8 protein-coding genes and 1 pseudogene are annotated in these 14,113 nt (G+C 56.2%); 1 reads left to right on the top strand and 8 read right to left on the bottom strand.

Annotated elements, in window-relative coordinates; genetic code table 11:
* Positions 1 to 54 precede the first annotated feature (54 nt).
* Positions 55 to 1,935: a transglycosylase domain-containing protein gene (locus tag CMO10_RS07635; RefSeq protein WP_297020380.1), complete on the bottom strand. Its 1,881-nt coding sequence runs from the start codon at positions 1,933 to 1,935 to the stop codon at positions 55 to 57.
* A gap of 309 nt (positions 1,936 to 2,244) precedes the next feature.
* The gene (locus CMO10_RS07630) at positions 2,245 to 4,170 is read right to left on the bottom strand and encodes a transglycosylase domain-containing protein (RefSeq protein WP_297020377.1); all 1,926 of its coding nucleotides are present in this window, start codon (positions 4,168 to 4,170) and stop codon (positions 2,245 to 2,247) included.
* A 393-nt stretch (positions 4,171 to 4,563) separates the two neighbouring features.
* On the opposite strand from CMO10_RS07630, the gene CMO10_RS07625 reads away from it, so the two are divergent.
* Positions 4,564 to 5,766 carry a M24 family metallopeptidase gene (locus tag CMO10_RS07625; protein ID WP_297020376.1) on the top strand — a complete coding sequence of 401 codons (1,203 nt, stop codon included), beginning with the start codon at positions 4,564 to 4,566 and terminating at the stop codon, positions 5,764 to 5,766.
* A gap of 99 nt (positions 5,767 to 5,865) precedes the next feature.
* Here the strand turns inward: CMO10_RS07625 and rfbC are convergent, their stop codons facing one another.
* The 6 genes and pseudogenes from rfbC to CMO10_RS07595 form a co-directional block, all read right to left on the bottom strand.
* A complete protein-coding gene (gene rfbC / locus CMO10_RS07620) occupies positions 5,866 to 6,498 on the bottom strand; it encodes a dTDP-4-dehydrorhamnose 3,5-epimerase (RefSeq protein ID WP_297020372.1) in 633 nt (210 codons plus the stop codon).
* Positions 6,499 to 6,504: 6 nt separating this feature from the next.
* Positions 6,505 to 7,698: a hypothetical protein gene (locus tag CMO10_RS07615; protein ID WP_297020370.1), complete on the bottom strand. Its 1,194-nt coding sequence runs from the start codon at positions 7,696 to 7,698 to the stop codon at positions 6,505 to 6,507.
* Between the two features lie 86 nt (positions 7,699 to 7,784).
* Positions 7,785 to 8,939, bottom strand: a pseudogene (locus CMO10_RS07610) (polysaccharide pyruvyl transferase family protein).
* Positions 8,940 to 9,079: 140 nt separating this feature from the next.
* Complete coding sequence (gene galE, locus CMO10_RS07605; RefSeq protein ID WP_297020368.1) at positions 9,080 to 10,075, bottom strand: UDP-glucose 4-epimerase GalE; 996 nt, start codon at positions 10,073 to 10,075, stop codon at positions 9,080 to 9,082.
* Between the two features lie 109 nt (positions 10,076 to 10,184).
* Positions 10,185 to 11,357: a polysaccharide pyruvyl transferase family protein gene (locus tag CMO10_RS07600; RefSeq protein ID WP_472910356.1), complete on the bottom strand. Its 1,173-nt coding sequence runs from the start codon at positions 11,355 to 11,357 to the stop codon at positions 10,185 to 10,187.
* A 56-nt stretch (positions 11,358 to 11,413) separates the two neighbouring features.
* Positions 11,414 to 12,556, bottom strand: a complete 1,143-nt coding sequence (locus CMO10_RS07595; RefSeq protein ID WP_297020363.1) for a glycosyltransferase family 4 protein — start codon at positions 12,554 to 12,556, stop codon at positions 11,414 to 11,416.
* Positions 12,557 to 14,113 lie beyond the last annotated feature (1,557 nt).

Genomic DNA, 14,113 nt, shown 5'->3' with positions numbered 1-14,113 from the left:
AAAACAGGCGGTCCGAAGACCGCCTGTTGTTTTGCCAAAGACACTTGAGGTGCCTTACTGCTTGGTATTGCCCGAACTGTAGCCGGCGGTGAAGTCGCGCCAGCTGTCGTCTTCGCCGATCTTTTTGGAGCGCGCGAGGGCTGCCTTGCCAAGGGATCGGACCGGGATGTTCTGGTGGGCGTGCAGCATGAAGTCGCGCCACAGGGCGGCCGGAAGGCCGCCGCCGGTGACCTGTTCATCCATCGGGCTGCCATCGTCATTGCCCATCCAGATGCCCGCGACCAGATCGGAGCTGTAGCCGATGAACCAGGCATCGCGGTAGTCGGATGTGGTGCCGGTTTTACCGGCCGAGGGGCGGTCGATGATGGCGTTGCGGCCGGTGCCCTTGGAGACAACGGCGGCCAGCATGTTGTTCATTTCCCCGGCATGGAGCGGGTTCATCAAACGGACCGGGAAGTCGTCAGAGCGTTCATAAAGCACTTCGCCGCCCTTGCCGGTGATCTTGCTGACCGCGTGCGGGAAGACGGCAAAGCCGCCATTGGCAACAATCGCATAGGCACCGGTGAGTTCCAGCATCGAGACTTCGCTGGTGCCGAGCGCAAGGCTTGGTTCCGGTTTGAGTTCGGACGACACACCCATGTCGCGCGCCTTTTTGATGACCTTATCGAGGCCGACTTCAAGCGAGAGCTGAACCGCGATCGAGTTGTTCGAGGTTGCCACCGCATCGCGGATCGACATGGTGCCATGATGCTTGCGATCGAAATTGCGCGGCTCCCAGCCGTCAATGACGATCGGTCCGTCGCGCATCCAGTCGTTCGAGCTAAAGCCGTTTTCAAGCCCGGCGAGATAGACAAACAGCTTGAAGACCGAGCCCGGCTGACGGCGGGCCTGTGTCACGCGGTTATACTGGCTTTCGTAGTAATCACGACCGCCAACCATGGCACGCACTGCGCCATCGGGCGTCATGGCAAGCAAGGCCGCCTGACCGACATGGTGTTCCTTGGCGCCGTTACTGGCGAGTGCACGCAGAAGGTTTTCTTCGGCAATGGCCTGAAGGCGGGAATCAAGGGTGGTGTGGACCAGAAGATCCTGATCGACATAGCCGACATAATCACGCACCCGGTCGAGCACCCAATCAGCGAAGTAACGCACACCCGGCCCCGACTGGGCCGAGCGGGCGGTGCGGACACGGGTCTGTTTGGCGCGTTCGGCGCGCGCCTTGGTCAGCGCGCCGGTTGATGCCATTGCTTCCAGCACGATATTGGCGCGTTCGGCCGAAAGCTTGGGATCGACCATCGGGTTATAGCGACTTGGTGCCTTGGGCAGGCCGGCCAGTACGGCAGCTTCATAAAGGTTCAAGCGCCGCGGGTCGGTGCCGAAATAATGGCGCGCGGCGGCATCGATGCCATAGACGCCCGAGCCGAAATAGATGCGGTTGAGATAAAGCGACAGGATTTGCTGCTTATCGAATTTGAATTCCAGCCAGAAGGCCATCAGGACTTCTTCGATCTTGCGGCCAAAGGAACGTTCGGGTGACAGGAACAGGTTCTTGGCAAGCTGCTGGGTGATGGTGCTGCCGCCCTCGGCAATGCGGCCAGCGGTCAGGTTGGCCCAGGCCGCGCGCATGATGCCGAGAATGTCGATCCCGAAGTGATCATAGAAACGGCGGTCTTCGATCGAGACAAAGGCCTGTCCGACATATTCGGGAAGATTGCGGACCTCGACCGGATTGCCATAACGATCGCCATAGGCCGCCAGGTTCTGACCATCGATGCTGATGACACGGATGGAGGGTTTGCGTTCGCTTGCGACGTTGAAGCTGACCTTGTCAGGCAGTCCATAGCCATAATAGGCGATGACACCGCCGCCCATGACGGTGAGCCAGATGGTGCTGAGCACAATGAATTTGGCGATGGCTTCGGGCCCCGGGATCATATCCCCCAGGCGGGCAAAAAGACTGCCGCCCTTCTTGCCCGAGCTGCTGACGCGCTTTTTGGGCTTTTTGGAGCCTTTTGATCCCTTACGGACACTTTTTTGTCTTTTGAATTCTCTTTGCGCCACAAACGCACCTATCGGTCTGGTCCGGTCTTAGCGCACGCCAACCTGCCCGTCATCGAGTCCGCAACCCCAATTTGCGTCCGACAGGCGTTCGCGCCGCTTTTTCCGGCGTATTTAAACTTTTATGTCCCAACCGAGGAGGGAGTCCCCCGTCTCCCCGTTTTGCGACGGTTTTATCCGTTATTATCAGTTTGCATTTTCACGTAGCCCCATCTTCCACAGGTCCTTGACGCCATCGCCTTCGCGGCGGCGTTCAGACGATGCACGGACCATGGAACGGATGGGAAGACCATCATGCGCTTCCAGCATAAATAACCGCCACAAAGACGCAAGTTCTACCTCACCGCGCACGTCCATTCGCGAGTAGTCGTCATTACCCGACCAGACGGTGGTGATCAGATCAGACGAGAAGCCGGTATACCAGGCATCGGTACGCCCACCGGCAATCGTGCCATAACCGGCAAAGGGCCGGTCGAGACGCACCTGCGGGTCGGTGACACTGGCAAACAGAACGTAGGATCCCTGAATGGCCTCGTCGGTCAGGCGTTTTTCCTGAACGGGATCGACGCGCTGATAAAGTGGCTCGGCATAGTCATCACCGGTGTAGGAGACCTTGTTGATCAGGGTCATGAAGGCCGGTTTGCCGGAATTTTGCGGCAGGGCATGGATTGCTGTGACATCGGCGATGGTCACCGGGTCAAGGCCGACGACGGTTCGGATATCGGTCGAAAGCGGGCTTTTGATGCCGATATTGTGGGCAAACTCGCGAACATTCAAAAGACCGAAATGATCGGCCAGACTGGTCGGCACCGTGTTGACATCACGCACGAAGGCTTCGCGCAGGGAAATCATGCCCTGATATTCATGATCGGGGTTGATCGGCCGCCAGCCACCCACCGCCATGCGGTTATCACGCACCCATTGCGACGGATCGCTGTTTTCATTCATCGCATAGTAATAGGTCGCGATCTTGATCATCCGCCCGGCAGAACGGCGGACTTCGGTCACGCGGTTGCGCTGAAACGGTGAATAGCTTGATCCGCCGATAAGGGCGCGAATGCGGCCCTCCGGGCTTATCGACAGAAGGCCGGTTTGATCGGCCCCGCGCGGCTCCATACGGAGTTTGGCGACTTCGGGCACGATTTCCTGGGCCAGATTCTGGATCGTCCAGTCGATGCTGGTGAGCACATCAATATCGCGGCTGCTATAGCCGACAATGTCGGCGACTTCTTCGAGCACCATGTCAACGACATAGCCCGACAGGACGTTTTCCTCGTACTGGACGTCGAGTTTCGGTTCCAGCAAGGTCAGGGCGGAAACGCGGTCGGCCTCGATAAACTTGTGCTGCCCCATCCGCGCCAAAATCTGGTTGGCTTCTTCGGCGGTTTCGCGCGGATAATACAGCGGATTGAAAGTTTCCGGATCGCTGATGGCGGCGGCCAGAACGGCGGCCTGATGCAGGCTCATGCGTTCGGCCGGGCCGCCATACCAAAGTCGGGATGCCGCCGAGATGCCAAAGATGCCGCGCCCGACATAGCTGCGTTCAAGATAGCTGCGCAGGATGGTTTTTTTGCTAAAGCTCCAGTCCAGCCACAGGGCGACGAGGAATTCCTGCATGTGGCGGCCGGGGCCGCTATCCTTGCGCTTAAAGAAGCTGCGCGCGACCTTCATGGTGATGGTCGAGCCGGGTGCCTCGCCGGTGCTGAAAATGCGGGCGAAATCAGCGCCCGAGACGCCGAAATGATCATAGAATTCCGGATCGGCGGCGGCGACAAAGACGTTCTGCACCCGTTCGGGCAAGGTGGTCAGCGAGACGTCCTGACTATAATGGCCCTTGATGGTTTCAAGAAGCGCGCCGTCATAACCCAGAATGCGGACTTCGGGGCTTCGGACCATATTGCGGCTGAGATCAAGGTTGGACTTGATCGAAAAGATGATGCCAAAAAGGGTAAAGAAGACGACCGCGAAGCTCAGCCCGTAAATCGCCATGCGCTTGCGGCGCTGCCATTTGCGGAGCTCGCGCAGTTCCTTTTCGGCGATGCGCTTCATTGCCATCTGGGCGGCTGTTCTGCCGCCTGAGCTGTTTTCGCCGTCTTCGTTTTCTTCTGCCACGCCGCGTGTCCGTCTTTTAACCGTGTTTGTCGTGTTCTCTGACAGTAAAGCGCCAAGCTGTTAAGAAAGTCCTTTTAACCATACAAACGTATGGTGATTTAAGGCCTGTCGTTTGTTTGCCCCTGTCAGGTTATCGCGACCATAGCGAAGCAAAAGGGGTGGTGCTGTGATGTATGATATGGCTGCGCAAATTTTGCTTGCCAATTTGATCGCCGAACGCCAATAGTTTTTCCACGGGCAGGCGATGGCGTCGCCAGCGTGGCATTGATTGAAGCACGCGCCCAACCATCACCACACATATCCTGAACGCCGGGATCTTGCTTTGTCGCTGTTTGCACAAGGGGAGGTCTTCGTCCCTTGTGATACGCAGCGCGTAAAAGAAGGAACGCGCTTATGGATCGCCCAGAATTTTACCGTTTCCACCAAGGTGACCGCGTGCTGCCGTTCGAGGCAGCGGAATATGATGCCCGTCTTGCGGGTCTGCGCAAGATCATGAATGACACCGGCGTTGAGGCCTGTGTTTTCACTTCCATGCACAACATCGCCTATTACTCGGGCTTCCTTTATTGCGCCTTTGGCAGGCCCTATGCGCTTGTCGTCACTGCCTCTGAAAGTGTCACCATCAGTGCCGGGATTGATGCGGCCCAGCCGTGGCGGCGCTGCCATGGCGACAACATCACCTATACCGACTGGGCGCGAAACAATTACTGGCGCGCCATCCTGTCTGTGACCGGGCCTGGCAAGGTGATCGGCTTTGAAGGCGATCATATCAGCCTGGCGCAAAAGGCGCTTATGGATGAGTTCCTGAAACCCGCCAGCAGCAAGGACATTGCACCGGCCACCATGCGCCAGCGCATGCACAAGTCGCCTGCCGAGATCGCGCTGATCCGTCATGGGGCGCAGGTCGCCGATGTCGGTGGCTATGCCATCAGGGATGCGATCAAGGAAGGCGTGCGCGAAATTGACGTTGCCATGGCCGGACGCGATGCGATGGAACTTGAAATCGCCAAGCGGTTCCCGAATGCGGAATATCGCGATACCTGGGTCTGGTTCCAGTCGGGCATCAATACCGACGGGGCGCATAACCCGGTGACTGCAAGGAAGCTTGAGCGTGGTGATATCCTGTCACTCAATACCTTCCCGATGATTTCGGGTTATTACACTGCCCTTGAGCGTACGTTGTTCGTCGGCGAAGTCGATGACGCCAGCCTGAAAATCTGGGAGGCCAATGTCGCAGCCCATGAATATGGCATGAGCCTGCTCAAGCCCGGTGCGTCCTGTGCGGAGGTCACGCAAAAGATCAACGCCTTCTTTGCCGAGCGTGATTTGCTGCAATATCGCACCTTCGGCTATGGCCACAGCTTTGGCGTGCTGTCGCACTATTACGGCCGTGAGGCAGGGCTTGAGCTGCGTGAAGATATCGACACGGTGCTTGAACCCGGCATGGTGATCAGCATGGAACCGATGCTGACGATTGCCGAAGGCAACCCGGGGGCCGGCGGATATCGCGAGCACGATATTCTTGTGATCACCGAAGACGGCAATGAAAACATCACCGGCTATCCGTACGGGCCGGACTTCAACGTTGTTGGATAAGATCAAACAAGGAAACGGGTCCATTTCGGACCCGTTTCCGGATTGAGCACGCCTCGGACAGGGAGACGAGACGGGTAAAACCGAGCGCACCCAATCCAGTCACTGTGGATTGGCGCTTAAAGCCGTAACACTCGTCCTGAGCGCCCCGAAATCATGGCTTGGGGGCATCTGACCAAGGGTTTCAGGCCCGACATCAGCCAGTTTTGGCTGTTTTCTGTCCTTGTCAGAAATTACCGCCTGCTGACCATAGAGTTGCCAGTCAATGGCAAGATCGGGATCGTTCCAGGCGATGCCGCGATCATGTTCCGGGCTGTAATAGTTCGACGCCTTGTACATGACGTGGGTGTCGGGCTGCAGGGTTTTGAAACCGTGCGCAAAGCCATCGGGGATCCAGAGCTGGTACCAGTTTTCTGCGCTCAGCTCGATCTTGATGTGCTGGCCAAACGTTGCTGATCGTGGCCGGATGTCTACTGCGACATCAAGGATCGCCCCCTGTGTCACACGGATCAGTTTGCCCTGGGCATAGGGGCTGGTTTGGAAATGCAGGCCGCGAATGGTGTTGATCGGGATGCTGATCGACTGGTTTTCCTGCACAAGATCGATATCCCCGACAACGTCGCGAAAATCATCATGGCGGAAGGTTTCGGCGAAAACACCGCGCTTGTCCCGATGCCGGGTGGGGATAAACAGAACCGGACCTTCGATATCAAATTCGTCAAATTCCACAGGCATTGTTCATTACTCCTTGATCGAGATCGGAACACGGATCAGCTGGCGCGGCACACGCCACCGGTCCTTGTAGGGTTTGGGCACAAGACGGACGAAAACCAGTGATGCATTGTCATCAACCGTGCCAAACAGACGATCGGTGCTGTCTTCATCAATGATGGAGGGATAGGCGACAAAGGGGTCGCCATCGCCGGCATCGCGCCTGAGCGGTTGTTGATAGAGCAGTTTGGGCTCTGACCAGTTTTTCAGATCCGTCGAGGTCGAATAGAAGAACCCGGCAATGTCGGGTTCGCCCTTTTTGCGAATTCGGTGGAGGTAAACCGTGATGAAGCTGTTGGTGGCTTCATGGCGCACCAAGCCGCGGATCGATGACACACCAGCCGGCCCGACCCGGGCACATTCGGTTTGGCGCACCGACCATCCCTGATCGGTCAGGGTTGCGGCCAGCTCGAAATCCGAGCCGTTCCAAACATCCCATTGTTTGGGGTCATCAATCGGGGCGCGCACCAGACAATTGCGCGAGCCTTCCCAGTTATCCGCGCGACGCCAGACAATGGCGTAATAGTAGTTCTGCCAAGGGATGATGTTGGTCACGGTGACATAGCTTGGCGCACGTTTGCGATCATCGCGATAGGGTTCAGGTGGTGGAAACGGCGCGTGATGGGGCGGATTACCGAGATACTCAAAGGTCTTGCCACCATCAGAGGATTTCAGCGTCACCAGACCGTTGATCCAGCAATCGGTGCGTTTGGTGCGGCCCTTGCACGGCATGTCATGGCGATAGGGCATGAAACTGGCACTGCCCAAGGCATAGACATTGCGCCCGTCGCGGGTATAGATCGCCTGAAGCCAGGTGCGGTCATCAAGAAGTTCCGGCACCGCCTTGCCCGCCGCCTTGAAGCGGCTGTCGCAATCGGGCTTGAGGCTGTTAAAGCCATAGCCGACAAAGGCGCGGTTCTGAAAGTTCGGCGCAAACAGAACCATTTGGCCCTGATCATTGCGAAAGGCACGTGCTGGCGAGTCAGGCAGATGATGGTGGTCGCACCCGGTGACGTCACTATCAAAAATGATGGTTTCCGGGCCCGAGACAGTGACCTCGGCGGCCCATAAATCCGGGTTCCAGCCAAACATTCCGCCGACCGACAAACCGATCAGGAATGCCGACAGTCCTGTGATGCGTTTTGATAAGTGCCACTTTTGCAATATCTCGCCCGCCACGGTTGGTAGTGGAATGTGGAAATTTGGTGCGTGGCGTTACTGGGGGTTCCGCCACGCACCAGACAGCAAGGTCACGCCGCCTCTGCGACGTATGGGGCCGGGGTACTGCCCAGACGGTGTGCCATGCTGTTTTCTTCAAGGAAGTTTTTCAGATCGCCAAAACGCTGCTGATAGCTTTTTTCGAACAGGTCGAAATCAGCATTGTCCCAAGCTTCCTCGAAGGAGAACTTGTCCATATAGCGCCCGTCGACATGGGGAATACCCAGCGTCTTGACGAATTCGCGGGTCCGCGTGTCATAGGTAATGTAAAGCGCTGGAACCTCGTTGGCCAAAGCCAGCAAATTGCCATGCAGGCGATATCCCGTGACCGCATCAAGGCATTGTTCGGCGCGTTCAAAACCAGCGACACTTTCAAACACCGAAAGCGACGATTTATAAAGCGACAGCAACGGGTCCCTTGGCCCGTAAAGCCATTTTTCCGCGATCAGTTTCTGAACCGCCTGATCCATGATCTGGTCATAGTTTTCGACCTGTTTGGAACGTGCGTAATAGATCTGCTTTTCTTCAAGCTCGCCCGCACAGAGGATGTCGGTGTCATAGCGTTCGGCAAGCGTGCGGAGCACGAAACGTTGCTGGGTATGGAACCCGTGGGTCTTGCGGCGCAGGGTAAAGCCAAGTTTACCGATCGAGGCTGCATCGACCCGGCGCAATTTCAGTTCCGGTTTGCAATGACGGAACGCGGTCGGACAGCCAAAAATACGGACATTCTTGATGCCGATCGAATTCAGCGCCTTTTTCGACAGATTGCCGCGCACACCAATGGATGCGGAGCGATCGGCAACCAGTTGCAAGAACCGACGGGTCGATTCATTGACATATTCGTCGGAATTGTCTGGCACCTGAACACCGATGCCAAAGGCGATTACCGGCACCTTGGTCTTTTCNAGAACNGCNGTNATCGGNTCCCATTGNCCATTGGTGTTGATATAGTTCGACCCGCGCAAAAAGATGTAATCAAGCNGNTTNATCTNTTCGATCNGGGTTTCCGANANATTGCCGTCTGCNGGCACATANATCGGGAANAGNTCCGANTANTCAAGGATGCGCAGNGACGAGTCATAGACAAAGCAGTCACCAATATTGGTGAANANCGTCTTTGCCTTTTCNGGNNCATTATAGGTGTGGGTGACNACACCCAGATTGCCTTCGACGCGGCCCGCAGGCATCAGCACGCCAATGNGCGGCTTGCGCCCCNCGGTTGGGAGTTTCGGTTCCATCATNNATCTCCTGCTGGTGGTTCGNGTCATTTTTGACGTTGGTTCGAACCNTTGCTCGTGTTTGGNAATGCAGGTCTTGCGATNTGTGCCTAAGCCGCNNTGACTTCGCGGGTTTTAAGGCTTTGTTCCCAATCAAGNGCNTGGCGNACGATGNCNTCNAGATCATCATGAACCGGGACCCAGCCCAGTTTTTCNCGAATNCGATCNGCACCNGCNACNAGNGNNNNCGGATCACCCGGGCGGCGTTCNGCCAGATCNACGCTGAAATCNACACCGGAAACCTTTTTGACCGCACCGATCACTTCACGCACCGAGAAGCCGCGACCATANCCGCAATTCATCACGTCGCTTTCGCCACCNCGNTCNAGATATTCAAGNGCNAGGACATGGGCATTGGCGAGGTCGGANACATGGATGTAATCGCGAATGCAGGTGCCATCCGGGGTTTGGTAATCNTCGCCATAAATGGCCATTTGCGGGCGGACACCTGTTGCGGTCTGGCTGGCGATCTTGATCAGATGGGTTGCCTTGCGCGATGTTTGNCCNGCACGNCCTTTGGGATCGGCCCCGGCAACATTGAANTAGCGCAGCGCGACATANTTNAAATCATGGGCAATNGNNGCGTCAGCCAACATCTTTTCGGTCATCATTTTTGANGTGCCNTAAGGCGAGATCGGNTTGAGCGCGAANTCCTCGTTAATCGGGGTGGCNTTTGGTTCGCCNTAAACNCCNGCNGTCGAGGAAAAGATGAANTGCNTNANGCCGCTATCNACNGCCGCCTGCAAAAGCGCNCGCGAATTGACCGTGTTGTTGCGGTAATATTCCAGCGGATAGATGACCGAGTCCGGTACNATGATCGANCCGGCGAAATGCATGATNGCTGTNACGTCATGTTCATCGATNANGCGNCGNACCAGATCTTCGTCGCCGCAATCACCTTCAACAAANGCNGCCCCGGCNGGTACNGCCCATCGATGNCCCTGNNTNAGATTATCNAGCACNACNACATCGCGCCCACCATCGAGAAGGGCCAGTGCTGCGTGACTACCGATATATCCTGCGCCACCTGTTACAAGTACAGTCATTGCCGTGTCTCCTTATNGATGTTGCCTGTTGCTCNTCAGGCTGATCTTTGGAAGTANCNGCGTCTGNCNNNTCCGATCCGGAACAGCCAGACGGCAGTACCGGATGTGATCACGCGACCTTNCGTTGCGGNTGCGTGTCAGCTTTCATGACATCGANCATCTTGTGGTCGATATTGTTCTCGGTCAGGAACNGCGCCATTTCGCGATAGGTCTGGAACCAGGCGCGGTTGAACTTGTCGAACAGGTCCTGATTCCAGTAATCCTCAAGCACGAATTCCTTTTNNGAGAACACGTCATAGGACGGGATCTGATAGGTTTCGGCGAATTCGACGGTGCGGCTGTCATAGGTGAAGTAAATCGACGGAACACCGTTTGACAGCGCCATCAGNTTGCCGTGCAGNCGNTANCCCAGCACGCAATCCTTGGTGCGCACCAGNTCNTCGTAATCNGANACNACATCGGAATAGAAAAGNTTCTCGCGATAGAGNCGTTCCATCGTGTCNTCGAGATACCAGTTCTTGACCCAGTCGTTGTTTTTNAGCGCCTGCATGGCTTCTTCACGCTGGNTGTTGCTGCCAAAGACCAGTTTCTTTTCTTCGGGNTCGCCCTGCGCCATCAGGGTGATGTCATCAAACCGGCCNGCCAGATGTTTGACCAGATCGCGATGGAAGGTCAGNTANCGNTTGATGTCCTGCGCNTAGGCNGGGGANACTTCACGACGNAGGGTAATGCCGACATTCTTCACNCTATCAAGGGATGGCAGTTTGATGCGCATGTCGGGATTGTTTTGCCGGAACGCGGTCGGGCANCCGACAATACGNACATTGGTAATGCCAAGNTCCCAAAGAACCTGTGCGGTATANGCNCCGCGCACACCGATGGATGTGGTGGANTCGGCCATCATGCGCANAACCGTNTTGGTNTGTTCNGANAGCTCGATCTTGCCTTTGACCGGCGCCTGCGCNCCGATNCCAAAGCCCAGAACCGGTAATTTCAACCGTTTGAGGACATCAATGGTGTTGCGCCAATCCATGTCGGAATGGATGTAGTTCGANCCGCGCAGGAAGACATAATCATATTCNTCGCGAAGGCGNTCGATGTCTTCCATNTTGGGATCGGCAATCGGCAGAACGCCAAGTTTGTCGTAATTCATCAGCTTGAGNGATGAGTCAAAGACAAAGGCATCACCNATATTGTGGTAGTGATTGATGCTCTTTTGAACATCCTGATANTTGTACCATCGGACGCAGTCGTGGTCGTAGACTTCGCCNGACGGGATCATTACGAGAACGCGCGCCATGTTGTCTCTCCTTGGTTGANCACGTTTTTGTTCTGAATTCATGCCGTGCTNGCCACGGTTTGCGGGCGCGCNGCCTTTGCAGACATNCGGCGCNCTTCCAGAACCTCCCGATACTGCGCGAGATGTTGCTCGGCGCATTCCTGATAGGTCNTCACGCTNGGTATTCCCTCGCGCATCNGATCCCANATCTTGTTGTCGCTAAGNACTTCGATCATCCGNTCGGCAAGGTCTTCGGCACTTCCGACCCGGAAATGCAGACCNTTCNCGCCATCGGTGATTTTTTCGGCCATGCCGCCAATGTTNGANCANATCATNGGCCGCCCGTGGAAGAAGGCTTCCTGGATCACGACNGGCGAGTTTTCCCACCAGATNGATGGAATGATTGTCCAGTCGGCGAGCTCCATCAGCTTGGGCATTTCGGTATTCTGATAGGCGCCNTAAAANCGCACNCGNTCGCCNGCCTTTTCNATCAGGTCATGGACCTTGTCCTGATANTCCTTGGGTTGGCGATCAAGGTTGCCGCCAAAGATCATNAGCCNCGCATCATCNCCCCAGATTTCATCAGGNACNCGNCCGACNGCATCNAGAAGNATGTCAGCNCCNTTGAACATCGTGAGCTGCCCGAAAAAGGCAAAGCGCGACCGNCGNGGCTGGGTTTTGGANAGCGGGCGNTCNTTGGCNCGNTGATCGATGTCGAGACCATTTTCGATCACCGACATNTTTTCGGCCTTCATGCCCCAGTCNATGAAACGGTTGGCAAGGAATTCACTGGGCGANACATAGTGATCNGCCAGTTCCAGCATNGCCTTGATGAAGCGTTCGCGCCGAAGNAATGATGCNGGNGAGATATTCGGGAANCAGCCNTTGCAATCAATCGGGCTTGCNCGGTTNCACAGCTTGGTTCCGCCGCTTTTGATCATCTGCCCGTGATTGTGGCAGATCGTCAAAAACTCGTGGAAGGTNAAGAAAATCGCGGTTTCCGGCAGTGCTTCNCGNATGGCATAGATGGTTTCNAGCCCAAGCCCGAGATAGTGNTGGAAATGCACCACATCNGGTTCGTAATCCTTCACAAAGCGCAGGAAATCNCGGTCAATTTCATCGGTNCTGCCNTTNGACAGNAGGAAATGATCNTAGTTTTCCGCGTGATANAGGATTTCNTTNTCCTTTTGACGCAGGCTCATCAGGGCCGAGGCCCCNTGACGCGGNACNGGNTTGCCAACGCGNGCCAGATAGAAGCTTTCGACCCCNTCAAGNGCNTTCANCCCTTTNTGCAGGTTNTAGGAGGCCACTTCGGCCCCGCCCAGCGAGATGCTGGGATGGCCGTGCGAAATAACGAGGACNCGTAAATCAGTCGACGGCATTGTTGTGGCTCCGCAANTTTGAAACGACCAANGACCAGCGGCGATCAAACGCCCAGCGGTCAAGACGATTGGAAAGTTCCTCCCAGGCAGGGGCTNTGCTTATGGATTGTTCGCTGCCCAGTACTTCGACATCGGGGATCCAGTAGGATGGNGTGCCCGCCATGCGCAGTTTGAGCGCAAGGTCGAGGCTTTTTTCCGCCGGCCCGATATAGCCACGGGTAAAGCCGTTGCTGTCCTTGAAGGCCTTGCGCGGCAGAATGCAGCATTCCAGAGTGCCGGCGCTGACTTCGCTGGGTTCGGCATCGGCAAGCACCGCACACGGATAGCCGACATAGCGGTCCGACAGATATTGTCCGCCATTGGGATCGCTGTTGATCCAGGTCCCGGCCCAGCGAACAGAATCGTCTTCAAACAGAATAGTTGGCGAGACGAGAACCTTGCTGCCGCGTTTGGTGTAGGCCGCAAGCAACTGATCAAACCAGCCATCATCGCGCGGCAGAATATGTGCCGACACCAGCCCGACTGTTTCGGCGTTGGTCGCATCCACACCGACTTCGAGCGCGTCGCAATAATCTTCGACCCCTTCGGCGAAAACGATCCGGGTATTGAGTTTATAAAAGGCCGCAAGGCGCAGGATTTCGCTGCCGACCTGATCAAAGCTTTCGACCGGACCGGCAATGACGATCGGCAGATGACGGGTCGCGCTATCAAGCCCAAGAAGGGCAATGGTGACGCCGATATCATTGATCGTGTCATCCACCCCGACCACAAGTGTTGCCGGCGCGTCTTCGTCAAAATCGCCGATATCGTGAATATCGACCGCATAGGGACGCTGTGTTGTCATGGCCTGCAACATCGGGCCGAATTGACGTTCGATGCTGTTTGATGCCGTCACCGAGCGCGGATCAAGCGAGGGCAAAACCCGTGACAGGGCCTGACGGGCTGACGCCCGTGTGGGGTTCAGCGGACAGTAGGCCGGGAAAGCATCCGTGATGCCCAGTTCAAGATAGGTTGCCTGATCGGATGGCGGGGTGGCTTCCAACGGACAAAACACCAGAAAGCCGTGATTATTCCGGGCCGGGTTCATGGCCGAAAACATCGGATCATTGGCAAAGGCATTGGTCACATCGGCGCGTGACTGCCGCGTCCAGTGATCGTCAATGCGCACGAATTCACCGCCGACACGCAGCGACACATTTTCAACAGCGCGGTCAGGATCAAGCATCCAGCCGGAAATCAATATTCCGCTGCCTTCGATCAGGAGAGAAAAATCAATTCCGATGCGGACCGGGCGATCAAGCTCCGACACCGTGTCGCGGCCATCAAAACGATGTGCGGCCATTTTAAGGGTATGCAGGATTTTTTCCGGTGCCCGCA

The organism is Thalassospira sp., from assembly GCF_002709775.1.
Taxonomy (GTDB): Bacteria; Pseudomonadota; Alphaproteobacteria; order Rhodospirillales; family Thalassospiraceae; genus Thalassospira.
Note: the sequence above shows the minus strand (reverse complement) of the source record. Positions and strands in the feature narration are given on the sequence as shown.

What these genes read in the sequence shown, in the direction of transcription:
- CMO10_RS07635 (WP_297020380.1), bottom strand. Translation starts at nt 1,935, where the DNA reads ATGATCCCGGGGCCCGAAGCCATCGCCAAATTCATTGTGCTCAGCACC.
- CMO10_RS07625 (WP_297020376.1), top strand. Translation starts at nt 4,564, where the DNA reads ATGGATCGCCCAGAATTTTACCGTTTCCACCAAGGTGACCGCGTGCTG.
- rfbC (WP_297020372.1), bottom strand. Translation starts at nt 6,498, where the DNA reads ATGCCTGTGGAATTTGACGAATTTGATATCGAAGGTCCGGTTCTGTTT.